Raw genomic sequence first — 23,099 nt, 5'->3', positions numbered from 1 at the left:
TAGATTAGGTGAGAATTGCCCAAATGCTTTTTAATTGGTAAAATAAGGTCAGACAAATAAAGGAGAGATAAAGTGATTCGAGTAACCAACCAATTGACGGAGCAAGAACGGAAGGCAGCAAAAGCATTGATTGCTAGCTGCCAAGCCCATGATCAAACCTTTCGAGAACCCTATCTCTCCAATATGCTTAATTTTGACCCCATCATGCCAGCCTTTTTCCTCTATTATCAAGAAGGAAAGTTGCTTGGGTTGTTAACGGTTTATGCGGATAACGAAGACGTTGAAGTGAGCATCCTAGTGGACCCTAGTTATCGTCGTCATGGTATTGCGCGTGCGATGTATAGAAGCTTTGAAAAAGAAATGGCATCTTACCCTATTCGCTCAGTGACCTTTCAGACGGAGCGTGTTTTTCTCGATCATCATCCTGATTTGGCAAGTCATTGGGGTTTGGTTGAGGATGAAGAGACGGAAACCTGGCTAGGGCGAGATAGAACACCATATGCTCTGGATTCCCGTTCAGATGTCAAGGTGCTCTTAGCTGAACCTTCTTACCTAGATGAAATTGCCCAATTCCACCAGCAAGCCTTTTCTGATGCAGAGGAAACACTTGAAGCAAGTCGCAGATACATTACAGAGGCCTTGAAGGATTCCGATGGCCTACTTTACATCCTTCTCAAAGAAGCTCAGGTCATTGGAGTTTGTACGGTCGATTTATCTGGGAATAACAACTACCTTTATGGACTTGCCGTAGCAGAAGCCTATCGTGGCCAAGGCTATGGAAGCTATTTAGCAAAATCAGTCGTCAACCAACTCATTGCGCAAAATGACAAGTTCTTCCAAATTGCAGTGGAAGATAGCAATGTAGTTGCCAAACGCTTGTATCAAAAGATTGGCTTTGTCAAACAAACCCAGGTGGTTTACTTGAAGCAGAAAGAATGATTACATGTTATTAGAAGAATTTGAAAATGTACCTGCTGTGATAGAGCCAACTGATCGAAGCCTTATTAGTGGTGGAGAAATCTGTGATACTATTATTCTGTCTTTTAATGGAGAAATCCTTGAACGAGTAAAGCAGATAGACGGAGTCTATGAAGGTGGTTATCTCACCAACCTAAATAGCAAATATCCATGGTATATCTATGAAGTAGATGGATTTAAACTTGCAGTTGCTATGGCTACTATTGGAGCTCCAATGGTTGTGGGTTTCTTAGAAGAACTCAAAGCGAGAGGCTTTAACAACTTTATCGTTTTGGGCTCTTGCGGAGTTCTAGATCAGTCAATTCAAGCAGATAAAATTATTATACCAAGTTCAGCTCTACGTGATGAAGGTACAAGTTACCATTACGCTCCTGCAAGTGATGAGATAGCTTATGACGAAACTTTGCTCTTAACCATAGAGAACGCTTTGAACAAATCTGGTATTGAGCACATTCGGACCAAAGTTTGGACGACAGATGCCTTCTATCGTGAAACAGCTGCTAAGGTAAAACGAAGACTTGAAGCAGGAGCGAAAGTTGTAGATATGGAATCTTCGGCTATCATGGCCTAGGCCCAATATCGACAAGCCAATGTTTATCAGTTTTTCTACACGGCTGACTATGTTGATCATCACAATCATGAGTGGGATGCTAGACATGAAGAGAGAAAGACAGATGTAATGACTTTCTTCGAGATTGCTGTCAGTATCGCATTAGAGTTGGAAAAATAAGTATAGAAAGAAAAGGAGTAATCAATGGAAATAAAAATAAAAAACAAAATTAAAGTAGGGGATCAAACGGAGATTATCGAAGAAATCCACACTTGTGAGGTTATGGAAAAAGGGGATTATACCTATCTTGTTCATCATAATTCCGAGAAAGAAAAAGTGGTTATTAAGTTGAATCAGGATGAGCTAGTGATGACACGCTTTTCTAATCCTAAATCCATCATGCGTTTTTCTGCTAAAGTACCTGCCTTGGTCCACATTCCGACACCGCTTGGTACCCAGCATTTTCTGACAGACACTAGTCTATTTGCCCATGACCCGAATGGACAGACAGTTGATATTCATTATCAATTGAAACATCCAGAAACAGAAGACGTTTTTGCTGATTATGAATTAGAAGTTTCTTGGTTTTAATTTTTGAAAAAATAGAATCATTTTGCTTGAATAAAGAATAATTTATGATAAAATGTTTAGTACAAATAAGGGAGTAGCAGGTGACTGTAATCATGAGATTTGATTAACAGTTGCGATTATGTCGTCATTACGAAATTTTACATTTCCGGCATATTCTTAAACAGCGAGACTTGTTTTTTATTAAACAAGTCTCTTTTTGTATGATTTTTTATATGAAAAGAGTCTTGTTAGCCATTTTTCCCTATATAGAAGGAGGAGATTATTTTGTCTAAAGAACAAAATAAAGCCTTGTTTTACACACAAGGAGAGGAAGAAGTCCTAAAAAACTTGGACACTTCTGTTGATGGTTTGTCTACTGCACAAGCCAAGGAACGTTTAGATGCCTATGGCTATAACGAGTTGGATGAAGGTGAAAAACGCAGCCTCTTGTCAAAATTCATCGATCAGTTTAAAGATTTGATGATTATCATCTTGCTTGTCGCCGCCGCCCTTTCTGTTATTACAGAAGGTATGCATGGTTTGACGGATGCCTGCATTATTTTAGCCGTTGTTGTTTTGAATGCAGCCTTTGGTGTGTATCAAGAAGGTCAAGCAGAAGCGGCTATTGAAGCCCTCAAAAACATGTCTAGTCCTATGGCTCGTGTGCGTCGTGATGGGCATGTCGTTGAAATTGATTCACGCGAATTGGTTCCTGGAGACATCGTCTTGCTTGAAGCTGGTGATGTTGTTCCTGCGGATATGCGCTTGCTCGAAGCTGCCTCACTTAAGATTGAAGAAGCAGCCCTTACCGGTGAATCTGTACCAGTTGAAAAGGACGTTACTGAGACAGTTGAAGCAGAAGCAGGTATCGGTGACCGTGTAAATATGGGTTATCAAAATTCTAACGTTACTTATGGTCGTGGTACAGGAGTTGTAACCAATACCGGTATGTATACAGAGGTCGGTAAGATTGCCGATATGCTGGCTAATGCGGACGAATCACAAACGCCATTGAAACAAAGCTTGGAGCAACTGTCTAAGACCTTGACCTATCTTATTGTCGCTATTGCCTTGGTGACATTCTTGGTTAGTGTCTTCATTCGTGGCGAACAGCCTCTTGAAGGCTTGATGGTTGCCGTTGCTCTTGCCGTTGCAGCGATTCCTGAAGGTTTACCTGCCATTGTAACCATTCTTTTGTCACTTGGGACAACGAGCCTTGCTAAGCGCAATTCGATTGTTCGTAAATTGCCAGCTGTTGAAACCCTTGGTTCAACAGAAATTATCGCATCTGATAAGACTGGTACCTTAACCATGAACCAAATGACTGTTGAAAAAGTCTATACAAACGGTCAATTGCAAAGCGCTGCTACGGAACTTGGTGCTGACAATACAACCCTTCGTATTATGAACTTTGCCAATGATACTAAGGTAGACCCAGATGGTAAACTAATCGGTGATCCAACCGAAACAGCCCTTGTTCAATTTGGTTTGGACCATAATTTTGATGTGCGTGACGTCTTGAAATCAGAGCCTCGTGTGGCAGAATTGCCATTTGACTCTGACCGTAAGCTTATGTCTACCATCCATAAGGAAGCAGACGGTTCTTACTTTATCGCTGTCAAGGGTGCGCCTGACCAATTGCTCAAACGTGTGACACGTATTGAAGTCAATGGGGAAGTTCGCCCCATCACAGAAGAAGATAAGAAAGCTATTCTTGCTACCAACAAAGACTTGGCTAAACAAGCCCTTCGTGTCTTGATGATGGCTTATAAGATAACGAATGACATTCCTACCTTGGAATCTGCAGTTGTTGAGTCTGATTTGATTTTCTCAGGTTTGGTAGGTATGATTGACCCAGAACGTCCAGAAGCAGCAGAGGCTGTCCGTGTCGCTAAAGAAGCGGGGATTCGTCCAATCATGATCACAGGTGACCACCAAGATACAGCAGAAGCAATCGCTAAGCGTCTTGGTATCATCGACCCAAATGATACAGAAGATCATGTCTTTACTGGAGCTGAGCTTAATGAGCTTTCTGATGAAGAATTCCAAAAAGTCTTCAAACAGTACTCTGTCTATGCGCGTGTGTCTCCTGAACACAAGGTTCGTATCGTCAAGGCTTGGCAAAATGATGGCAAGGTTGTTGCCATGACAGGTGATGGGGTTAATGATGCGCCTTCACTTAAGACAGCTGATATCGGTATCGGTATGGGAATCACAGGTACAGAGGTTTCTAAGGGAGCTTCAGATATGGTTCTTGCCGATGATAACTTCGCGACAATTATCGTTGCCGTAGAAGAAGGACGTAAGGTCTTCTCAAATATTCAAAAATCAATCCAATACCTCTTGTCAGCCAACATGGCAGAAGTCTTCATTATCTTCTTTGCCACACTGTTTGGTTGGGATGTGCTTCAACCAGTACACCTTCTCTGGATTAACCTAGTCACTGATACCCTTCCAGCTATCGCACTTGGGGTTGAGCCAGCTGAACCAGGTATTATGACTCACAAACCTCGTGGTCGCCAATCAAACTTCTTTGATGGTGGTGTCTTCGGAGCGATTATGTATCAAGGTGTTTTCCAAACTATCCTTGTTCTTGCAGTATATGGTTGGGGCCTTGCCTTCCCAGAGCACCATACGCAAGCAGAAATTCATGCGGATGCCCTTACAATGGCCTTTGCCACACTTGGATTAATCCAGTTGCTCCATGCCTTTAACGTTAAATCAGTTTATCAATCAGTCTTTAAAGTTGGTCTCTTTAGAAACAAGACTTTCAACTGGGCAATTCCAGTAGCCTTCGTTCTGTTGATGGCAACTATCGTAGTTCCTGGATTTAATAGCCTTTTCCATGTGTCACACCTTAGTCTGACACAATGGCTTGCGGTTATTGTAGGTTCCTTCTTGATTGTGGTATTGGTTGAATTAGTCAAAGCTATTCAACGTGCCCTTGGTAAGGATAAAGACGCTATTTAAAACATAAAGTCAGAGATAATGGTCTCTGGCTTTTTCTTATCACATCTTGAATTAAGGGGGAGTCTTGTTTATAATTGAAGAGAAATGATCACAAGTTAAGGAGAAGGCCATGAACGAGACTATTAAGACACAACTCAATCACCGTAGCATCCGTCAATTTAAACCTCTAGCTTTGACACAGGAAGAAGTTGACCTTCTGGTTGATGTTGCCAGACATACGGCAACTAGTAATTTTAGACAGTCCTATTCGATTATCAGTATTACTGATCAAAAATTGAAGGAAGAAATTGCTGAAATTGCGAATCAGTCTTATATTCCAAATGCTGGGCATCTTTTTGTATTTGTTGTAGACCAAAGACGTAATACTTTGATTGCAGAGGCAAAGGGTGCTGAAGCCTTGGTGCAAGGTAGTCCCGAACGCTTTATCTCGGCTTTCTCAGATGCAATGATTGCTGCTCAAAATGTGGTAGTAGCTGCTGAGAGTTTAGGTATGGGAACAGTTTATTTGGGTAGTATCTTGAATGATAATGCCAAGCTTTCGGAGCTTCTCAAACTGCCTAAGTATGTCTATCCTGCAGTAGGCCTAGCAGTTGGTTGGCCATATCAGGAACCACAGCTAAAACCTCGTTTGCCACGTCACGTCATCTATATGGAAAATTATTATCAGGATTTGGAAAATCCTTTGGAGGAGCTAAAAGATTACGATGCTGAAGTCCATGAGTATTACGACCTCCGCGATTTAAATAATCGGGTTGATGAATTTACGACTCAGATTGCTAAGACCATGGATAAATCCGTTGCCAATCGTGCTAATACCTTGAAGGATCTTCAAAAACAGGGATTTTTCATCGACTAAAAAAACGACTCCCATAAGAGTCGTTCTACAAATCAAATAGTGTCATGGATGAAAGGAACTCATTTGCTAGTTCCTTTTTTTCATACTCTAAAAACTCTTGTCGTTTCTTGACTAGGTTGTAACGCTTGGATAGGTTCCATGTTCCAGTAGGATTGAGTTCAGGGTGATTGGAAACAAAGTCAATGGTTAAGTCCCATTCTCGTCGGTATCCAAGAGGACGCGAGTGATAGGTTACATCGTCAATAGTTACCGTGCCATAACTGCGGTGGGCATGACCAAAAACAACATCTTTAACACCATGTTTGATGAAAATCTGATGGAATTGTTCAGATCCTAAATAAGCGTTAAAAGGTTTAAAACGTTCGTGCGTCATGGTGAAACGGCTATGAGGAACAAAATGCATGGCAACTATAAGGTTACGAGTGTTTAATTCACTTAAGATATTATCTAGCTTCTTGAGACTAGTTTGACAGATTTCCGGATCAGTACCTAAACGCTTAAGTCGTCGGTCGAACCAGAGTTGCTTCTTACGTTTAAGAATCTTATCCAATTTTTCATCAGAATAGGAATAATCATACCACCCATGAAAAGCCAATAAGGTCTTAGTTCCTAAATCAATCACCTGAAAATCAAGATTATCAATAATCTCATCATCTAAATCAAGCATATCATGATTGCCTAAATTATAGGTAACCTTGACCGCCTTGGACAGTTTTCGTAGGAAAGGTTTTGTGTCAGCATAATAATGGTTAGAAATATCACCAGCGATATGGAGATGGCTAACTTCTTGATCTTTTAGGCACTTTATTAGAGTATCGATTTCATATGTTTCAAAGTGATTCAAATCAATATGTAAATCACTCATTACTGCAAGTCTTGTCATAAAAACATTGTAACAAAAAGGTTAAGGCTTGTCTCTAAATGAAGATGATGGAAAATACTTGCCCTTGGACTACATTTTCATTATGATAAGAATATGGATATCAAGTTAGAAATACAAAAGATGGCCAAGGAAATTGGCATCTCAAAAATTGGTTTTACAACCGCTGATGATTTCGCATATCTGGAGAAATCCCTTCGACTTGGTGTCGAAGAAGGGCGGACAACAGGGTTTGAACATAAAAATATTGAAGAGCGTATTTATCCTAAGTTGACCTTGGAATCAGCTAAAACCATCATTTCCATTGCAGTTGCCTATCCACATAAGTTGCCGCAACAGCCCCAAAAAACAGAATTTAAGCGGGGCAAAATCACTCCAAATTCATGGGGCCTAGATTATCACTATGTTTTGCAGGACAAACTAAAACGCTTGGCAGAAGGCATTGAAAAACTGACGGAAAACTTCGAATATAAAGGTATGGTGGATACTGGAGCCTTGGTCGATACAGCAGTGGCCAAGCGAGCTGGAATAGGTTTTATCGGAAAGAATGGACTAGTGATTTCAAAAGAATACGGCTCCTACATGTATCTCGGTGAGCTTATCACTAATCTAGAGATAAAACCTGATCATGAAGTAGACTATGGATGTGGGGATTGTCGTCGTTGTTTGGATGCCTGTCCGACATCTTGTCTCATTGGCGATGGGACCATGAATGCTCGTCGTTGCCTATCCTTCCAAACCCAAGATAAGGGGATGATGGATATGGAGTTTCGAAAGAAGATCAAGACTGTTATCTATGGTTGTGACATTTGTCAGATTTCCTGTCCATATAACAGAGGTATCGACAATCCACTGGCTTCAGATATTGATCCTGAGCTTGCTATGCCCGAATTGCTTCCATTTTTAGAGCTGACCAATAAGTCCTTTAAGGAGAAATTTGGTATGATTGCCGGTTCATGGCGAGGAAAGAATATTCTTCAACGTAATGCCATTATTGCCTTGGCCAACTTACATGACCGGAATGCTATTGTCAAACTGATGGAGATTATCGATAAGAATAATAATCCCATTCACACGGCGACTGCCATTTGGGCTCTCGGTGAGATTGTTAAGAAGCCCGATGAGGCTATGTTAGACTATATGAGGGAATTGTCACCTAAGGATGAAGAATCCCAAGCCGAGTGGGAGCTTGTGTGTGCAAAATGGCAAATTTAAGTGATTTATGCTAGAATTAAGCATAATACTATAAAATGGAGGAAACCTATCCATGGAAGTGGCAGAAATTCGCCAAAAAATCTCTGAAAATCAAGAGAAGCTCGTGAGCTTCGGGAGGTCTCTTTGACTTAGATCGTTTGGAAGAGGACATTGCGCTCCTTGAAAACCGAATGACTGAGCCAGATTTTTGGAATGATAATATTGCAGCTCAAAAAACTTCACAAGAGTTAAATGAGCTCAAAATGAAATACGAAACTTTCAACAATATGCAAGAACTCTCTGATGAAACAGAGCTTTATTTAGAAATGTTGGAAGAAGATGATAGTGTTCAAGAAGAGCTGGAAGAAACGCTCGAAAAACTTGATAAGATTATGACAAGTTACGAGATGACACTGCTCTTGTCTGAACCATATGACCATAACAATGCCATTCTGGAAATTCACCCAGGCTCTGGTGGTACAGAAGCTCAGGACTGGGCTGATATGTTGCTCCGTATGTACCAACGTTATGGAAATGCCAAAGGTTTCAAGGTTGAGACTTTGGATTATCAGGCTGGTGATGAGGCTGGAATCAAATCTGTAACCCTTGCTTTTGAAGGACCTAATGCTTATGGTTTCCTCAAGTCAGAAATGGGTGTCCACCGTTTGGTTCGTATTTCACCATTTGACTCTGCCAAACGTCGTCATACCTCATTCACATCTGTGGAAGTTATGCCTGAATTAGATGATACCATTGAAGTTGAGATTCGTGATGATGATATCAAGATGGATACATTCCGTTCAGGTGGTGCTGGTGGTCAGAACGTCAACAAGGTTTCAACTGGTGTGCGTTTGACCCATATTCCAACTGGTATTGTTGTTGCTTCAACGGTTGACCGTACACAATATGGGAACCGCGACCGTGCGATGAAAATGCTTCAAGCTAAACTCTATCAAATGGAGCAAGAAAAGAAAGCAGAAGAAGTGAATGCTTTGAAGGGTGATAAGAAAGAAATCACTTGGGGAAGTCAAATTCGCTCATACGTTTTCACGCCATATACCATGGTTAAAGATCACCGTACAGGCTATGAAGTTGCCCAGGTTGATAAGGTAATGGATGGAGATATTGAAGGCTTCATCGATGCCTACCTCAAGTGGCGCATGGAAGAATAGTAATAACATACTTATTTTATACTCTATCTCAATGAAAGGAAGGCGTTCAGCTACTGTAGTAGTTGAATACTGACATTATGGCTCTTATTGAATTAAAAGATGTTACTAAGAAGTATGATAAGTCAACAACAGCCCTTAGACACATTGATTTGTCTGTTAACTCTGGTGAGTTTGTTTACTTAGTCGGCCCTTCTGGTGCTGGTAAATCAAGTTTAATTCGCTTGTTCTACCAAGAAGAAAAATTAACGAGTGGTTCTATGAAGGTTGGAGAGTTTGATTTAACTCGACTTCGTAAGAAAGACGTTCCACTCTTGAGACGTTCCATTGGAGTTGTTTTCCAGGATTATAAACTCCTTCCAAAGAAAACAGCTTTTGAAAATGTTGCTTATGCCATGGAAGTTATTGGTGAGAAACCTCGTCATATCAAGAAACGAGTGGCAGAAGTACTCGAGTTGGTTGGTCTTAAACACAAGATGCGTTCATTTCCAAATCAATTGTCTGGTGGTGAGCAACAGCGTGTCGCTATTGCGCGTGCTATTGTAAATAATCCAAAAGTGTTGATTGCGGATGAACCAACAGGGAACCTGGACCCAGAAATTTCTTGGGAAATTATGCAGGTCCTTGAACGTATTAACTTGCAAGGGACTACCATTATAATGGCGACCCATAACTCAACTATCGTTAATAACCTTCGTCATCGTGTCGTAGCGATTGAAGAAGGACGTATTGTTCGTGATGAAGAGGAAGGAGAGTACGGTTACCATGATTAGACGCTTTTTCCGCCATTTAGGAGAATCGATTAAGAATCTCAAACGTAATTTGTTGTCGACACTTACGGCAGTATTTTCGGTAATGATTGTTCTTTCACTTTTAGGTGTCTTTGGCTCTGTTATCTTAAATACACAGAAATTGGCTTCAGATATTGAAAAGAATATTCAGGTCAATGTCTACCTGGATCCAGATTCATCAGATGCCTCGAAAACAGTTAAGGAACTTTCTGGACAGATTGTAGCTAATAAAGACTACCATAAGATTTATGATGCTTTGACCAAAATCAAAGGTGTAGATAAGGTTACCTTCTCTAGCAAAGAAGAACAAAAGAAACAACTCATTGAAACAATGGGGTCAAGTTTCGAGACAGCGACTGGGGATGCTAACCCACTATCAGATGTTTACATCGTTCAAACGAAATCACCAGATGATGTCAGTCGAGTTGCTAAGGAAGCTAAAGCCATTCAGGGCGTTGATAATGCTAACTTTGGTGGGTCAGATACCGAAATTCTGATGTCTACTATGAAACGTGTTCAGTTCTGGGGCATCATTGCTACAGCTCTCTTAACGATTGTGGCTGTCCTATTGATTTCAAATACCATCCGTATTACCATTATGTCCCGTGCGACTGAAATTCAAATCATGCGTTTGGTAGGTGCCAAGAATTCATATATTCGTCGTCCCTACTTGATGGAAGGCGCTTGGATTGGTGCACTTGGTGCTATCATTCCTTCAGGACTGATTTATCTTTTGTATCACATGGTTTACTCATCTTTGAACCCTGATTTTGTCAAAGGTGGTATTTCGATGTATGATCCAGAGTGGTTTGTCTATGCGGTTATCGGAACCCTCTTTGCAGTCGGTATCATTATCGGTTCGATTGGGTCACGTATGGCAATGCGCCGTTATTTGAAATACTAAAGAGATTAAAGGAGAACCAAATTGGTTCTCTTTTTGTTTGTCAAGAGAATCAGAAAGCAGATTTTCAACTATATCTCAAAATCGTTTGCTCAAAGCCCAAATCCAATCCCATATTTGGTATAATATTTAAAAAACATTGGAAAAGAGATGCATTATGACAAAGTTAGCTACCATTTGTTATATTGACAATGGAAAGGAGCTTTTGCTCCTACATCGTAATAAAAAGCCTAATGATGTTCATGAAGGAAAGTGGATTTCTGTTGGGGGAAAACTAGAAGCGGGAGAAACGCCTGACGAATGTGCTCGTCGTGAAATTCTCGAGGAAACCCATTTTACAGTGACTGAGATGGATTTTAAAGGGATGATTACCTTTCCAGAATTTACCCCCGGTCATGATTGGTATACCTATGTCTTTAAGGTAACTGGTTTTGAAGGAGAACTCATCTCAGATGAGGAGTCTCGTGAAGGAACGCTTGAATGGGTACCTTATGATGAGGTCTTATCTAAACCAACTTGGGAAGGTGACTACGAGATCTTCAAGTGGATTCTTGAAGATAAGCCTTTCTTCTCTGCAAAATTTGTCTATGATCGTAACCAAAATTTAGTAGACAAGACTGTAACCTTTTATGATAAATAGGGAGGAACTATGAAGCGTAAAAAAACAGAACATTTTTCAGAAACATGGTTTTTTAAGTGGATATTGAATAATCAGGCTGTTGTAGCCTTTTTCATCTTACTTTTGATTGGTTTGACGGTTTTGATTTTCACCAAGATAAGTCCTATTTTTTCACCCGTCATTCAGTTTATGACCATTATTATGTTGCCATTGGTTATTTCCATGCTCCTTTATTATTTAATAAAACCTTTGGTACTACTTGTAGAAAGAACCGGACTAAACCGAACCATGTCTATCTTAGTCATCTACGCTATCCTTGGTTTGCTCTTGGTTTGGGGAATTTCGACGGCTATTCCTAGCTTACAAAATCAAATTTTGATCTTAATAAGAAATGCACCATCATATATTGCACGTGCCAATAGTGAGACGGAACGTTGGATTAATCTTCCTATTCTTTCCAACTTCCACGGTGATCTAGAGTCCATGCTTAGTGATTTCTCAGCGAGAATGGTCAACTATGCTGAGAACTTTTCTTCATCTGCTCTGACATGGGTTGGAACTTTTGCGAGCACAGTAGCACGGGTGACAGTAGCTATTATTTTGGCACCTTTCATTCTCTTCTACCTTTTAAGAGATAGCCAAAAGATGAAACATAGCTTTGTCTCAGCCTTACCAACTCGCTTTCGTGAAACAACTGTTCGTATGCTTTCAGATATTAATAGTCAGCTCGAAGGGTATGTTCAAGGCCAGGTTACAGTCGCTATTGTCGTTGCCATTATGTTCTGTATTATGTTTAAGATTGTAGGTCTTCGATATGGTATGACTTTTGGTATTATGGCAGGTTTTCTAAACATGGTTCCTTATCTAGGAAGTTTTCTTGCTATGGTACCAGTTGTAATCATGGGACTGGTACAAGGACCTGCGATGTTGATTAAGGTCCTCATCATTTTTGTCATCGAGCAAACTATTGAAGGACGTTTTGTTTCTCCGCTTGTTTTGGGAAATAAACTAAGCATTCACCCTATCACCATTATGTTTATTCTCTTGACAGCAGGATCTCTTTACGGTGTGTGGGGTGTTCTATTAGGGATTCCAATCTATGCTTCTGTCAAGGTTGTTGTTAGAGAGATTTTTGATTGGTACCGTTCTGTAAGTAATCTTTATCAAGATGATCTAGAAAATGAAGGGCAAAAAGACGATGTTAAATAGTGAAAAAATGGTTGCCTCTATTGGAAACCAAGATTTAGACCACGCAGACAAATATTTTAAAAAAGCTTTACGAGAAGACCCTGCAGAGGTTCTTGTTGAGTTAGGTCAATACTTAGAGTCTATTGGTTTCTTACCTCAGGCACAAGAAATTTACGAAAAAGTTCGTTTTGATTTTCCAGAGGTTAATGTCAATCTAGCACAAATTGCGGCTGAAGATGGCGATATTGAAGAGGCCTTTCTTTATTTGGATGCCATACCTGAAGATTCTGACGACTATTTGTCTGCTTTAATTGTAAAGGCAGACCTCTATCAAATGGAGGGCTTAACTGATGTGGCACGTGATAAGTTGTTGGAGGCAAGTCAACTATCAGATGACTCATTGATTATTTTTGGTTTGGCTGAGATGGAATTTGAACTTGGAAATTTTGAACAAGCTATTCAATACTATGCTAAATTAGATAATCGTGACCTCCTGGCAATGACTGGCGTTTCTACTTATGAGCGCATTGGTAAGGCTTATGCCAGTCTTGGTAAGTTTGAAGCTGCTCGTGAATTTTTGGAAAAAGCCATTGAAATTGAATACGATGATACCATTGCTTTTGAATTAGCCACTTTGCTCTATGATCAAGAAGAGTATCAAAAAGCTAATTTTTACTTTAAGCAGATAGAAATCATGTCTGCTGACTTCGAGGGTTATGAGTATTTTTACGCCTTGTCCTTACATGCAGAACATAAAACTGAAGAAGCATTACGTATGGCACAACAAGGGATTTCAAAAAATGCTTTTGATGTTCAATTACTTTTGTTAGCATCACAGTTATCCTACGAATTGCATGACACTCAATCTGCGGAATCTTATCTGAAGCAAGCCTTACCGCTAGCTGAGGACCAAGATGAGATTGTCTTACGTTTAAGTACTCTTTATTTAGAAGAAGAACGTTACGAGGATCTGGTAGCTTTAGCCGATTACGAAGTTGATTCTGTTTTGGCTCGTTGGAACATTGCCAAGGCCTACCAAGCACTTGATGATGAAGAAGAAGCTTTTCAAATCTATCAAGATTTGGCTACAGATTTATCTGAAAATCCTGAATTCCTCCATGATTATGCATATATCCTGAGGGAATTTGGTTACAGAGATCAGGCGCGTGCAACGGCAGAAAAATACCTTGCCTTAGTTCCAGATGATGTCAATATGCAAACATTTCTTGAGGATTATTAAGCTGCGAAAGGCTTTAATCCTTGGTTTAAAAAGAGGGAGAGATACATTGAGCTTGTTCACTCCCTCTTTTTTTATTTCTCTATTTATGTTATGATTTTATTAGAACCCATAAGGAGTAAGTATGGTTAAGAGAGATTTAATTCGAAATATTATCATAGCAGTTCTTGCCATTGTAGTGATTTTGTTGTTAAGAGCATTTGTCTTTTCAACACACCGTGTGACTGAAGGTCAGGCGAATGACTATATTCATGCTGGTGATTATGTTACTTTCAATAAAAATGTTGAACCTCAGAAAAAAGATTTTATTCTTTATACAGTTAATGGCAAGGATTATATTGGTCGTGTTATTGCTGGTGAGGGCAAGAGCGTGACAGCTATGGATGATTTCCTTTATGTCAATGATAAGTCAGTTGACGAAGCCTATATTAGCAAGGATAAATCAGCTTATTTGGCGACAGTTTCACCTGGGAATTTCTTTACTGATGATTTTTCCATTGCAACATTGACAGATAATAAACAAACTAAGATTGAAAAAGGTCAATACCTTGTACTGAACGATAACCGCCGTAATACAGATGATAGTCGTAAGTTTGGTCTCATTGAAAAAGACCAAATTAAAGGTGTTATCTCTTTCAGATTGTATCCTCTATCACGTTTTGGTTTCGTTGATGTCGATTAATATTTCAATACTACTAAAAAAGCTAGGAACTTTTGATAAGTTTCTAGCTTTTTTTGCGAATAAATTGGTGAAGGTTTATTTTAAGACTTTATGATGCTGATAGTTTAATCGTCTTAAAATGAATCAGCAGAAATTGTAAATAGAAAAGGAAATTAAGATGCAATTAGGATTTCATTTTGGATTTAAGAAAAGCAAAGCTTATGGACTGTGCGGTGTTATGCTAGCAATCTTATTTTTAGGAATGTCTGGTCAATCGGCGAAAGCAGATGAAATGTTGTCACCAACTGATACATCTTCAACTTTGAAAGAAAGTACAGATAATCATGAGGCAAGTTATTCTGAAGTGGGAGTACACGATGATTCAACGAGCCAAATGAATCTACAAAGTGAAAAGGTATTAGAGGAGGAGCAAACAAGTCTGGCAGATTCTTCAAAAATAGCTGTCTTAACCAATAGTTCTGTGACCACAAGCTCTTATCAAGAGGCAGATGATCCTAGCGAAATTGATCAGAATCAAAGTTATTTTCTTAGTGCCATTAAGCAAGGAGCTATGGATGGAGCCAAGGAAGGAGTCCTTCCTTCTATTACGGCAGCACAAGCTATCCTAGAAAGTGGTTGGGGAAGCTCTGAGCTTGCTAAGGCTCCCAACAATAATCTTTTTGGCATTAAGGATTCAGAGGACTGGAATGGAGAAATCGTGACTGTGCCTACCCAGGAATATGTTAATGGTGACTATATCACAGTCAATGCTGCTTTTCGAAAATATGCCTCATGGAATGATAGCGTAGTAGACCATGCAAAATTTTTCACGAGTACCGAGTGGCGAAAAAACAATTACCGAAAAGTTGTAAATGAAACAGATTATCGCATTGCGGCTCAGGAACTTAAGAATGCAGGATATGCGACAGATCCAAGTTACGCTGGAAAACTTATCTCTTTGATTGAAGCCTATAAACTTTATGAATGGGATGCAGTGAGCAATACGACCAACTCCGTCCTAGAAAATGAAGGAGTAGAGAGCCAAGATCCCAAAGCCGACCTCGCTATCACTGGTCTCAACAATGCTACTGGTAGCTATGATCTTGTTATCTCAAACTTGGTTGCGCCACAAGGTTTCAAAGAAGTTCTAGTTCCAACTTGGTCAGAAAAAAACGGTCAAGATGATATCATCTGGTACAAGGCAGCTAAGCAAGCTAATGGAGACTATAAGGTAACCGTTCGTTCAAGCAACCATAAGGGTGATAGCGGTCTTTATAATTCTCATGTCTATTTGGTTGACAATGATGGTAAATACATTGGCCTAGGTGGCAAACAAGTGACACTTGATATCACTAAGACTCAGGGAACTTTGACTATTGTCAATAATGATAAAAATCGTGGAACTTTTGATGTTCTTATCACCAATCTGACGAATCCAAGTGGTATTTCAGGTGTCCTTATCCCAGTCTGGTCTGAGCAAAATGGTCAGGATGATCTTGTTTGGCATAATGCTACAAAACAGGATGATGGTTCTTATAAAGTGACTATTTCAGCAAGCCAGCACAAGTGGAATTCAGGCAAGTACATCGTTCATGGCTATATTGTTGATGCTTCAGGTAAGAATATCGGCTTTGGGGCAACTTCATCTGATGTGGTAGCACCTAAGAAAATCGGTTCGGCATCAAGAGGAAACTACGATGTTTTAAATAAGATTGTCTATCTGGATGCTGGGCATGGTGGCTATGATCCAGGTGCTTCTTACTTTGGTATTTCTGAAAAGAGCTTGACCTTGGCTATCCAAAGTCGTGTGAAAGCTAAATTAGAAGCAGAAGGTTATCAAGTTGTGACCACACGCACAAGTGATACCTATGTTGACTTGGCGGACCGTTCACGTGCGGCTAATGCCTCTGAATCTGATATCTTCGTAAGTATTCACATCAATGCTTCAGGAAGTTCTGCAGCACAAGGAATCGAGACTTATTATTACCAACCTTATGCAGAATACCCATCACGTATTAATGCAACCTACCATGCTAATCCAACTCGATTGAGCATGAGTGACACTTTGGCCAATGCTATCCAGTCTAGCCTGATTAATGCGACTGGCGCTCAGAACCAAGGTGTGAAACGTCAAACCTTTGCAGTCTTGCGTGAGACAACAGCTCCAGCAGTCCTTCTTGAACTTGGTTTCTTGTCAAATCCACAAGAAGCCGCTCGTTTGAATACCTCTGCTTATCAGGAGACTTTAGCTAATGCCATCGTAGCAGGGATTAAGTCTTACTATGAAAAAGAATCTAAAGTTTAAGTTATACGTTAACCCATCATTATGATGGGTTTTTATGCTATAATTGAGGTAAATACTAAATACAACAAAAGGAGTGCTTATGGTCTACGATTTACTCTTAGAGCGTTTTTTACGTTACGTCAAAATCAATACACGTAGTGATGAAAATGCGACAAGAACGCCAACGACACAAAGCCAGGTGGATTTTGCCTTGAAGGTTTTAAAACCAGAATTAGAAGAACTAGGTTTAAGTAATATTCATTATTTGGAAAGTAATGGTTACCTAGTGGCAACCCTTCCGGCTAACGATGACAAGTTAACACGTAAGATTGGTTTCATCTCTCATATGGATACCGCTGATTTTAATGCAGAGGGAGTGTCACCGCAAGTCATTGACTCTTATGATGGAGGTATCATTCCTCTTGGAAATTCAGGTTATAACCTAGACCCTGCTGATTTTCCAAATCTTAAGAATTATGTCGGTCAGAAACTTATTACGACAGATGGTACCACTCTTCTTGGGGCTGATGATAAGTCAGGTATTGCTGAGATTATGACAGCCTTGGCTTATTTGAAGGCTCATCCTGAAATCAAACATTGTGAGATTCGTGTAGGCTTTGGTCCTGATGAAGAAATTGGAATCGGTGCAGATAAATTTGATGTCGAAGATTTTGATGTCGATTTTGCCTACACAGTTGACGGTGGACCTTTGGGTGAATTACAGTATGAAACCTTCTCTGCAGCAGGAGCAGAACTTACCTTCCACGGACGTAATGTTCATCCTGGAACAGCAAAAGACCAAATGGTCAATGCCCTGCAGTTGGCAATTGATTTTCATAATCAGTTGCCAGCAGAAGAACGCCCTGAGTTGACAGATGGCTATCAAGGTTTCAACCATCTTCAAACCATGACAGGTACTGTTGAAGAAGCAAAATCTTCTTATATCATCCGTGATTTTGAAACAGAGTCTTTTGAAAATCGTAAAGCAGTCTTCCAAAAAATTGCCGATGAAATGAATAAAGCTTACGGTCAGACACGAGTTGATTTGGTACTTAAAGATCAATACTATAATATGCGTCAGGTGATTGAAAAAGATATGACACCTGTTGAGTTAGCTAAGGGCGTTATGGAGGAATTGGATATTACGCCAGTTATTGAACCTATTCGTGGCGGAACAGATGGCTCAAAAATCTCATTTATGGGTATTCCAACTCCAAACCTTTTTGCTGGTGGCGAAAATATGCATGGTCGATATGAGTTCGTTTCCTTGCAGACAATGGAAAAAGCCGTAGATGTTATTCTTGGAATTGTCAGTAAACCTTAATTGAGCTTGCTAAATACTGATTTTATGGTAAAATTAGAAGTAATGGAGGTGCTGAGATGATTAAAATTTTCGGCAAGTATCGTTACCATTGGCAACCCGAATTATCTTGGCTGATTATCTACTGGTCTTTAGCCATCACGCCAATATTTATTGCGGCGGCCCTTCTATTCGAGTTGTACTCGGTGCCCTCACATATTTTGATGCTCTTTACTATTTTCGTTGCCTTGTTTGGTTTAGGTTTCCATCGATACTTTATTATTGAAGATCATGGGATTCTGCGTATTGTTTCTTTCAATATTTTTAGACCACGCAAAGTGAAAATTAGTGATATTGAAAAAGTCGAAGTGATTAAAACTGGCCTGTGCCTTATTTTTAAAAATGGTAAAAAACGTCAGTTTTATATGAGAAAGTGGCCTAAGAAATATTTCTTAGATGCATTAGCCCTTCACCCTGATTTCAAAGGTGAGGTAGAGTTATTGGATCACATGACAAACTTTGATTACTTTGCCTTTTATGAGGAATCAAAAAAAGCCCTGAAGCTTAAACTTCGCAAATAAGGGCTTTAGTGGGACAAGACTTGACGGCAGTCAAAGTCTCAGGGCTATTTTCAATAATTTGATTGAGTTGGTCGCTGTCTTTGAACCTAACAATACCTTCGTCATCATAATCAAAGACGGGAGAGTAGGTTTGGCACAAACCACAAGCGATACATTTTTCTGGAATTAATGATACTTTCATAGTATTATTTTAAAATAGATTTATTGTTTTTACAAGGAGAATATCATGAGTAAAAAACCATGGGAAGATAAGGTTTCTGACGAAGAGTTGGAAGAAGTAGTTGACGCTGATTTTCTAGATGATGAAGATGAGTTTGAGGATTATGAAGAAGAGGATGTCACTCCTTCAGATGAAAAACGCGAAAAAGGTGGCGGCTTCATTAATTCATCATTTTTGACTGTCTTGCTTGGATTATTCTTTGTTATTGTTGTATGTATTTTGTTCTTTGTTTTCTATACTTCAAATGTCGGTGGAAACAAAACTGCGGAATCTAAGGAATCATCTGGATTCTACTCATCTTCAACTAGCAAAGTTGTTAAATCTTCATCTAGCAAGAAAGACTCAAACAAAGATGAGGAAAGTGAGAAATCTACTACAGAAAAATCTTCAAAAGAGAAATCATCTTCAACTAAAGCATCAAGCTCTTCTAAACATGTAGAAAAAGAAGATGCAACTGAGTCAGCACCATCAAGTGCTACGGCAGCAGCAGATGGTTCATCAATTGTTGTTCAATCTGGTGAAGGTGCTGGTTCTATCGCTGCACGTGCAGGTATCTCTGTAGATGAGTTGGAACGTCTTAACCCTGATCACATGACAAGTGGTTACTGGTATGCTAACCCAGGTGACGTCGTTAACGTTCAATAATTTTAAAAGCAAAGGAACATCATGAAAGATATTAGAATTGCTATTGATGGTCCTGCGTCAAGTGGAAAAAGTACAGTAGCCAAGATTATTGCAAAAAATCTTGGCTATACTTATCTTGACACAGGTGCTATGTACCGATCTGCAACTTATTTGGCCTTGCAGAATGGTTTGACTGAGGAAAATGTACCAGAAATTTTGGAGCAACTATCTCAACATCCGATTTCATTCGGAAAAGCAGCAGATGGTAGTCAGCAAGTTTATGTAGGTGATGTTGATATTACACACCCCATTCGTGATAACCAAGTCACAAATAATGTTTCTTGGGTAGCAGCCATTCCTGAAGTGCGCCAAGAACTGGTTGCACAACAACAACGTATTGCTCAAGATGGTGCTATTATCATGGATGGACGTGATATTGGTACTGTGGTTTTGCCTGATGCAGAACTCAAAATCTTCTTGATTGCTTCAGTTGATGAACGTGCGGAACGCCGTTATAAGGAAAATATCGAAAAAGGTATTCCCGCTGACCTTGAGACTCTAAAAAAAGAAATTGCTGAACGTGACTATAAAGATAGTCATCGTAAAGTTTCACCTCTTAAACCAGCGGAAGATGCCATCACTTTTGACACTACAGGTGTATCTATTGATGGTGTTGTGGAATTTATTCAAGAAAAAGCAAAAAAAATTATTGACAAAGGATGACTCACTTGTTATACTATTAACAATGAGAAAAGCAGAAGTGAGAACTTCTCGCCTTGCGACTTAGGTTGTCTGGCCCAACATGTCAAATCCCTATAGGGATATTATGTGTGCGGGCTTGTATATCAAGTCCGCTTTGTTTTTCTCTAAAAAAATAAAGAGGTGAAGATCATAGCTAAGAAAGATCTATTCATTAACGATGAAATTCGCGTTCGCGAAGTTCGTCTTGTTGGTCTTGATGGTGAACAATTGGGAATTAAACCATTGTCAGAAGCGCAAGCTATTGCAGATGATGCAAATGTTGACTTGGTTCTCATCCAACCACAAGCTACGCCACCTGTTGCGAAGATTATGGACTATGGTAAGTTCAAATTTGAGTATCAAAAGAAACAAAAAGAACAACGTAAGAGACAAAGCGTTGTTACCGTTAAGGAAGTTCGTTTGAGTCCAGTTATTGATAAAGGTGACTTTGAAACTAAACTTCGTAACGGTCGTAAGTTCCTTGAAAAAGGAAACAAGGTTAAAGTTTCTATCCGATTCAAAGGTCGTATGATTACTCACAAAGAAATCGGAGCTAAGGTCTTGGCGGAATTTGCTGAAAAAACGCAAGATATTGCGATTATTGAGCAAAGAGCGAAGATGGATGGACGTCAAATGTTCATGCAACTTGCACCAATTCCTGACAAAAAATAATTGTCAAACTAACACTATTTTAAGAGGAGAATTTTAAAATGCCAAAACAAAAAACACACCGCGCATCAGCTAAACGTTTCAAACGTACAGGTTCAGGTGGATTGAAACGCTTCCGTGCCTTCACATCTCACCGTTTCCACGGTAAAACTAAAAAACAACGTCGTCACCTTCGTAAAGCGTCAATGGTACATTCAGGTGACTTTAAACGTATCAAATCAATGCTTTCACAAATGCGTTAATCCGCTAAAAGCATTACAAATTAACTAAACTAGAATTAATTCGGAGGAATATATAAATGGCTCGTGTTAAAGGTGGCGTTGTATCACGCAAACGCCGTAAACGTGTATTGAAACTTGCTAAAGGTTACTATGGTGCAAAACACATCTTGTTCCGTACTGCAAAAGAACAAGTAATGAACTCTTACTACTATGCATACCGTGACCGTCGTCAAAAGAAACGTGATTTCCGTAAACTTTGGATTACACGTATCAATGCAGCAGCTCGTTTGAACGGTTTGTCATACTCACAATTGATGCACGGTTTGAAATTGGCTGAAATCGAAGTTAACCGTAAAATGCTTGCTGATTTGGCAGTTAACGATGCAGCAGCTTTCACAGCTCTTGCAGATGCAGCTAAAGCAAAACTTGGTAAATAAGAATTAAGATGGGTTTTACCCATCTTTTTTTATGGAGGTAATTATGATTCGTTTAGCAAGAGCAGAAGATATTCCAAGATTACAGGAGTTATTGGGGCAGATTCTTCTAGTGCATCATTATGCACGTCCTGATGTTTTTAAGTCAGAGGGCAGTAAATTTACAGATGCAGACTTAGAAGCAGTGATTAATGATCCAAATAAACCTATTTTTGTATATGAGGATGAAGAAGGCTGTATCTTAGGCCATCTGTTCTTAATGATTAAAGAAGTAGCAGATAATAATGGTCCACAAAAGGCTGTTAAGACTCTTTTTATTGATGATTTATGCGTTGATAAGGAGGCTCGAGGTCAAAAATTGGGAGAGAAGCTTTATCAATTTGCCTTGGACTATGCTAAGGAGTTAGGTTGTTATAATCTGACACTTCACGTTTGGAATGATAATGAGGGAGCTGTACGTTTTTACGAACGTTTAGGTATGAAACCGAGATATACAGAAATGGAAACTATCCTAAAATAATACGTTTTCATGAGAGAAATTTAACTTACGAGGAATAAAAATTTTTGATATGCTGAAAGAGAACTTTTAGAAATGGAGAATTTTAATGCCTCGTAATTTTAAAGAAGCTTTGCTTTTTACGATTTTAATGTGTGGAATGATGGTCTGTGGGATGAGTCTCTGGAATCTTCTTATCCTTGATTGGACTGGAGTAGTTCCCTTTGCTTGGGGTCACTTTTTCCAAGGTTATCTTCCTGGATTTGTAGTTGCTTTCTTACTGGATATGCTTTTGGTGGGACCACTAGCCAAGACAATTGCATTTGCAATTTTACATAAAGTAAAAGCCCATGATAAACGATGGGCGAAGATTTTAGTGATTTCTGGAACCATGGCGCTATTCATGGTAACCTTTATGTCGCTCTATGGATTAGTGTACAACGGTCAGTCGGTGACGCTCTCATCCTATGGTCGTGCTTGGTTGACAAATGTTATCATGGCCTTACCACTTAATTTTCTAGTAGTTGGTCCCATCTCACGCTTTATCTTGGGAAAACTGCAAAAACCATTGCCTGGTGAAGAAGTTGTGGAGAATTTTGAAGACGATGACGAATTACCAACTATAATCTAAGTATAGAACTGGAGAGAAACTCCAGTTTTTTTATATTAAAAGCAGCCACGGATGTGACTGCTTAATGATGACTAGTTTTTCTTTTTCATTTCACCATGTGGGTAGTAAGTTCCCTCTGGCATATCGTTAATGAAAACATGAATAGCTTCTTTAGGTGCTTTTGCAACACGTGATACAACCTCAGTAACTTCGCGAGCAAGTTCGATTTTTTGTTCTTCAGTGCGACCTTCAAAGAGATCAATTTTTACAAATGGCATAATGCATCTCCTTAGTTTTGATAGTCCTATTATAGCATTAATTAAGAGAATATTCTAAAGTTTTTGGAAATTCTTGA

At 39.4% G+C, this 23,099-nt stretch carries 25 protein-coding genes, 1 pseudogene and 1 other annotated feature; of the genes and pseudogenes, 23 read left to right on the top strand and 3 right to left on the bottom strand.

The annotated features are described in order from the left end of the window. The first annotated feature begins 72 nt into the window (after nucleotides 1-72). The 5 genes and pseudogenes from NST80_RS05495 (at nucleotide 73) to NST80_RS05475 (ending at nucleotide 5,924) form a co-directional block, all read left to right on the top strand. Entirely contained in the window at nucleotides 73-939 is an 867-nt protein-coding gene (locus tag NST80_RS05495) for a GNAT family N-acetyltransferase (RefSeq protein WP_183138214.1), read from the top strand. A gap of 4 nt (nucleotides 940-943) precedes the next feature. After that, nucleotides 944-1,708 (top strand): annotated as a pseudogene (locus NST80_RS05490) (nucleoside phosphorylase). Nucleotides 1,709-1,732: 24 nt separating this feature from the next. Then, nucleotides 1,733-2,119 carry a DUF1934 domain-containing protein gene (locus NST80_RS05485; RefSeq protein ID WP_002884910.1) on the top strand — a complete coding sequence of 129 codons (387 nt, stop codon included), beginning with the start codon at nucleotides 1,733-1,735 and terminating at the stop codon, nucleotides 2,117-2,119. Nucleotides 2,120-2,383: 264 nt separating this feature from the next. Continuing rightward, nucleotides 2,384-5,068 (top strand): cation-translocating P-type ATPase, encoded by a 2,685-nt coding sequence (locus NST80_RS05480; RefSeq protein WP_183138213.1) that lies wholly within the window; start codon nucleotides 2,384-2,386, stop codon nucleotides 5,066-5,068. A gap of 109 nt (nucleotides 5,069-5,177) precedes the next feature. After that, on the top strand, nucleotides 5,178-5,924 hold the full coding sequence (locus NST80_RS05475; RefSeq protein ID WP_183138212.1) for an NADPH-dependent oxidoreductase: 747 nt from the start codon (nucleotides 5,178-5,180) through the stop codon (nucleotides 5,922-5,924). Between the two features lie 25 nt (nucleotides 5,925-5,949). Here NST80_RS05475 and NST80_RS05470 read toward each other — a convergent pair whose 3' ends face one another. Continuing rightward, nucleotides 5,950-6,807: a metallophosphoesterase gene (locus NST80_RS05470; protein ID WP_183138211.1), complete on the bottom strand. Its 858-nt coding sequence runs from the start codon at nucleotides 6,805-6,807 to the stop codon at nucleotides 5,950-5,952. 93 nt (nucleotides 6,808-6,900) lie between these two features. Here NST80_RS05470 and queG point away from each other — a divergent pair, with 93 nt between their 5' ends. From queG to NST80_RS05415, 11 genes are all read left to right on the top strand, one after another. Continuing rightward, the gene (gene queG, locus NST80_RS05465) at nucleotides 6,901-8,019 is read left to right on the top strand and encodes a tRNA epoxyqueuosine(34) reductase QueG (RefSeq protein ID WP_118172424.1); all 1,119 of its coding nucleotides are present in this window, start codon (nucleotides 6,901-6,903) and stop codon (nucleotides 8,017-8,019) included. Between the two features lie 52 nt (nucleotides 8,020-8,071). After that, a protein-coding gene (gene prfB, locus NST80_RS05460) for a peptide chain release factor 2 (RefSeq protein ID WP_096833329.1) occupies nucleotides 8,072-9,170 on the top strand; the annotation gives its coding sequence in 2 pieces (ribosomal slippage) (nucleotides 8,072-8,143 and nucleotides 8,145-9,170; 1,098 coding nt in all). Between the two features lie 77 nt (nucleotides 9,171-9,247). Then, entirely contained in the window at nucleotides 9,248-9,940 is a 693-nt protein-coding gene (gene ftsE, locus NST80_RS05455; protein ID WP_002885005.1) for a cell division ATP-binding protein FtsE, read from the top strand. After that, nucleotides 9,933-10,862 carry a permease-like cell division protein FtsX gene (gene ftsX, locus NST80_RS05450; protein WP_003092823.1) on the top strand — a complete coding sequence of 310 codons (930 nt, stop codon included), beginning with the start codon at nucleotides 9,933-9,935 and terminating at the stop codon, nucleotides 10,860-10,862. Before ftsE ends, ftsX begins: the two co-directional genes overlap by 8 nt. Before the next feature lie 154 nt (nucleotides 10,863-11,016). Continuing rightward, entirely contained in the window at nucleotides 11,017-11,499 is a 483-nt protein-coding gene (locus tag NST80_RS05445; protein WP_002885066.1) for an 8-oxo-dGTP diphosphatase, read from the top strand. Between the two features lie 9 nt (nucleotides 11,500-11,508). After that, nucleotides 11,509-12,687, top strand: coding sequence for an AI-2E family transporter (locus tag NST80_RS05440; RefSeq protein WP_004182599.1), 1,179 nt, complete (start codon nucleotides 11,509-11,511; stop codon nucleotides 12,685-12,687). Next, complete coding sequence (locus NST80_RS05435) at nucleotides 12,677-13,906, top strand: tetratricopeptide repeat protein (protein WP_004182598.1); 1,230 nt, start codon at nucleotides 12,677-12,679, stop codon at nucleotides 13,904-13,906. The genes NST80_RS05440 and NST80_RS05435 overlap by 11 nt, the downstream gene beginning before the upstream one ends. A gap of 121 nt (nucleotides 13,907-14,027) precedes the next feature. Beyond that, the gene (lepB, locus tag NST80_RS05430; RefSeq protein ID WP_013990669.1) at nucleotides 14,028-14,585 is read left to right on the top strand and encodes a signal peptidase I; all 558 of its coding nucleotides are present in this window, start codon (nucleotides 14,028-14,030) and stop codon (nucleotides 14,583-14,585) included. A gap of 157 nt (nucleotides 14,586-14,742) precedes the next feature. Continuing rightward, on the top strand, nucleotides 14,743-16,869 hold the full coding sequence (locus tag NST80_RS05425) for a GBS Bsp-like repeat-containing protein (RefSeq protein ID WP_118058188.1): 2,127 nt from the start codon (nucleotides 14,743-14,745) through the stop codon (nucleotides 16,867-16,869). Between the two features lie 79 nt (nucleotides 16,870-16,948). Then, nucleotides 16,949-18,172, top strand: a complete 1,224-nt coding sequence (pepT, locus tag NST80_RS05420) for a peptidase T (RefSeq protein ID WP_004182595.1) — start codon at nucleotides 16,949-16,951, stop codon at nucleotides 18,170-18,172. Between the two features lie 56 nt (nucleotides 18,173-18,228). Next, entirely contained in the window at nucleotides 18,229-18,729 is a 501-nt protein-coding gene (locus NST80_RS05415) for an EbsA family protein (RefSeq protein ID WP_002884906.1), read from the top strand. On the opposite strand, the gene NST80_RS05410 is transcribed toward NST80_RS05415, so the two are convergent. Continuing rightward, nucleotides 18,713-18,910, bottom strand: a complete 198-nt coding sequence (locus tag NST80_RS05410) for a ferredoxin (protein ID WP_004182594.1) — start codon at nucleotides 18,908-18,910, stop codon at nucleotides 18,713-18,715. The two genes, NST80_RS05415 and NST80_RS05410, sit on opposite strands and share 17 nt — an antisense overlap. A 45-nt stretch (nucleotides 18,911-18,955) precedes the next feature. Between NST80_RS05410 and NST80_RS05405 the strand changes: the two genes are divergently transcribed. The 7 genes from NST80_RS05405 to NST80_RS05375 all read left to right on the top strand — a co-directional run bounded on the left by NST80_RS05405 (nucleotide 18,956) and on the right by NST80_RS05375 (nucleotide 22,765). After that, entirely contained in the window at nucleotides 18,956-19,594 is a 639-nt protein-coding gene (locus NST80_RS05405; RefSeq protein ID WP_004182593.1) for an SAG1386/EF1546 family surface-associated protein, read from the top strand. Nucleotides 19,595-19,615: 21 nt separating this feature from the next. Then, nucleotides 19,616-20,296 (top strand): (d)CMP kinase, encoded by a 681-nt coding sequence (gene cmk, locus NST80_RS05400; protein WP_002885119.1) that lies wholly within the window; start codon nucleotides 19,616-19,618, stop codon nucleotides 20,294-20,296. A 23-nt stretch (nucleotides 20,297-20,319) separates the two neighbouring features. Next, nucleotides 20,320-20,442: a sequence feature (ribosomal protein L20 leader region), on the top strand. A 13-nt stretch (nucleotides 20,443-20,455) separates the two neighbouring features. Beyond that, complete coding sequence (infC, locus tag NST80_RS05395) at nucleotides 20,456-20,986, top strand: translation initiation factor IF-3 (protein WP_004182592.1); 531 nt, start codon at nucleotides 20,456-20,458, stop codon at nucleotides 20,984-20,986. Nucleotides 20,987-21,024: 38 nt separating this feature from the next. Beyond that, nucleotides 21,025-21,225 (top strand): 50S ribosomal protein L35, encoded by a 201-nt coding sequence (rpmI, locus tag NST80_RS05390; RefSeq protein WP_002885093.1) that lies wholly within the window; start codon nucleotides 21,025-21,027, stop codon nucleotides 21,223-21,225. Between the two features lie 56 nt (nucleotides 21,226-21,281). Beyond that, nucleotides 21,282-21,641 (top strand): 50S ribosomal protein L20, encoded by a 360-nt coding sequence (gene rplT / locus NST80_RS05385; protein WP_002885090.1) that lies wholly within the window; start codon nucleotides 21,282-21,284, stop codon nucleotides 21,639-21,641. A gap of 43 nt (nucleotides 21,642-21,684) precedes the next feature. Then, on the top strand, nucleotides 21,685-22,158 hold the full coding sequence (locus tag NST80_RS05380) for a GNAT family N-acetyltransferase (protein WP_004182591.1): 474 nt from the start codon (nucleotides 21,685-21,687) through the stop codon (nucleotides 22,156-22,158). Nucleotides 22,159-22,243: 85 nt separating this feature from the next. Next, nucleotides 22,244-22,765 carry a hypothetical protein gene (locus tag NST80_RS05375; RefSeq protein ID WP_004182590.1) on the top strand — a complete coding sequence of 174 codons (522 nt, stop codon included), beginning with the start codon at nucleotides 22,244-22,246 and terminating at the stop codon, nucleotides 22,763-22,765. A gap of 71 nt (nucleotides 22,766-22,836) precedes the next feature. On the opposite strand, the gene NST80_RS05370 is transcribed toward NST80_RS05375, so the two are convergent. Further along, entirely contained in the window at nucleotides 22,837-23,022 is a 186-nt protein-coding gene (locus NST80_RS05370; protein ID WP_002885057.1) for a 4-oxalocrotonate tautomerase, read from the bottom strand. Nucleotides 23,023-23,099: the final 77 nt, after the last annotated feature.

Origin of the sequence: Streptococcus sp. FSL K6-1323, from assembly GCF_038630745.1 — a bacterium.
Classification (GTDB): domain Bacteria; phylum Bacillota; class Bacilli; order Lactobacillales; family Streptococcaceae; genus Streptococcus; species Streptococcus salivarius_D.
This window is presented reverse-complemented; position numbering and strand designations above follow the sequence as displayed.

Excerpts from the sequence above, each read along its gene's own strand:
- NST80_RS05470 (WP_183138211.1), bottom strand. The coding sequence starts at position 6,807 with ATGACAAGACTTGCAGTAATGAGTGATTTACATATTGATTTGAATCAC.
- NST80_RS05435 (WP_004182598.1), top strand. The coding sequence starts at position 12,677 with ATGTTAAATAGTGAAAAAATGGTTGCCTCTATTGGAAACCAAGATTTA.
- NST80_RS05375 (WP_004182590.1), top strand. The coding sequence starts at position 22,244 with ATGCCTCGTAATTTTAAAGAAGCTTTGCTTTTTACGATTTTAATGTGT.
- NST80_RS05485 (WP_002884910.1), top strand. The coding sequence starts at position 1,733 with ATGGAAATAAAAATAAAAAACAAAATTAAAGTAGGGGATCAAACGGAG.
- NST80_RS05405 (WP_004182593.1), top strand. The coding sequence starts at position 18,956 with ATGAGTAAAAAACCATGGGAAGATAAGGTTTCTGACGAAGAGTTGGAA.
- rplT (WP_002885090.1), top strand. The coding sequence starts at position 21,282 with ATGGCTCGTGTTAAAGGTGGCGTTGTATCACGCAAACGCCGTAAACGT.
- NST80_RS05425 (WP_118058188.1), top strand. The coding sequence starts at position 14,743 with ATGCAATTAGGATTTCATTTTGGATTTAAGAAAAGCAAAGCTTATGGA.
- lepB (WP_013990669.1), top strand. The coding sequence starts at position 14,028 with ATGGTTAAGAGAGATTTAATTCGAAATATTATCATAGCAGTTCTTGCC.
- rpmI (WP_002885093.1), top strand. The coding sequence starts at position 21,025 with ATGCCAAAACAAAAAACACACCGCGCATCAGCTAAACGTTTCAAACGT.
- NST80_RS05380 (WP_004182591.1), top strand. The coding sequence starts at position 21,685 with ATGATTCGTTTAGCAAGAGCAGAAGATATTCCAAGATTACAGGAGTTA.
- NST80_RS05415 (WP_002884906.1), top strand. The coding sequence starts at position 18,229 with ATGATTAAAATTTTCGGCAAGTATCGTTACCATTGGCAACCCGAATTA.
- ftsE (WP_002885005.1), top strand. The coding sequence starts at position 9,248 with ATGGCTCTTATTGAATTAAAAGATGTTACTAAGAAGTATGATAAGTCA.
- NST80_RS05440 (WP_004182599.1), top strand. The coding sequence starts at position 11,509 with ATGAAGCGTAAAAAAACAGAACATTTTTCAGAAACATGGTTTTTTAAG.
- cmk (WP_002885119.1), top strand. The coding sequence starts at position 19,616 with ATGAAAGATATTAGAATTGCTATTGATGGTCCTGCGTCAAGTGGAAAA.
- NST80_RS05410 (WP_004182594.1), bottom strand. The coding sequence starts at position 18,910 with ATGAAAGTATCATTAATTCCAGAAAAATGTATCGCTTGTGGTTTGTGC.
- NST80_RS05445 (WP_002885066.1), top strand. The coding sequence starts at position 11,017 with ATGACAAAGTTAGCTACCATTTGTTATATTGACAATGGAAAGGAGCTT.
- NST80_RS05475 (WP_183138212.1), top strand. The coding sequence starts at position 5,178 with ATGAACGAGACTATTAAGACACAACTCAATCACCGTAGCATCCGTCAA.
- ftsX (WP_003092823.1), top strand. The coding sequence starts at position 9,933 with ATGATTAGACGCTTTTTCCGCCATTTAGGAGAATCGATTAAGAATCTC.
- NST80_RS05370 (WP_002885057.1), bottom strand. The coding sequence starts at position 23,022 with ATGCCATTTGTAAAAATTGATCTCTTTGAAGGTCGCACTGAAGAACAA.
- pepT (WP_004182595.1), top strand. The coding sequence starts at position 16,949 with ATGGTCTACGATTTACTCTTAGAGCGTTTTTTACGTTACGTCAAAATC.
- queG (WP_118172424.1), top strand. The coding sequence starts at position 6,901 with ATGGATATCAAGTTAGAAATACAAAAGATGGCCAAGGAAATTGGCATC.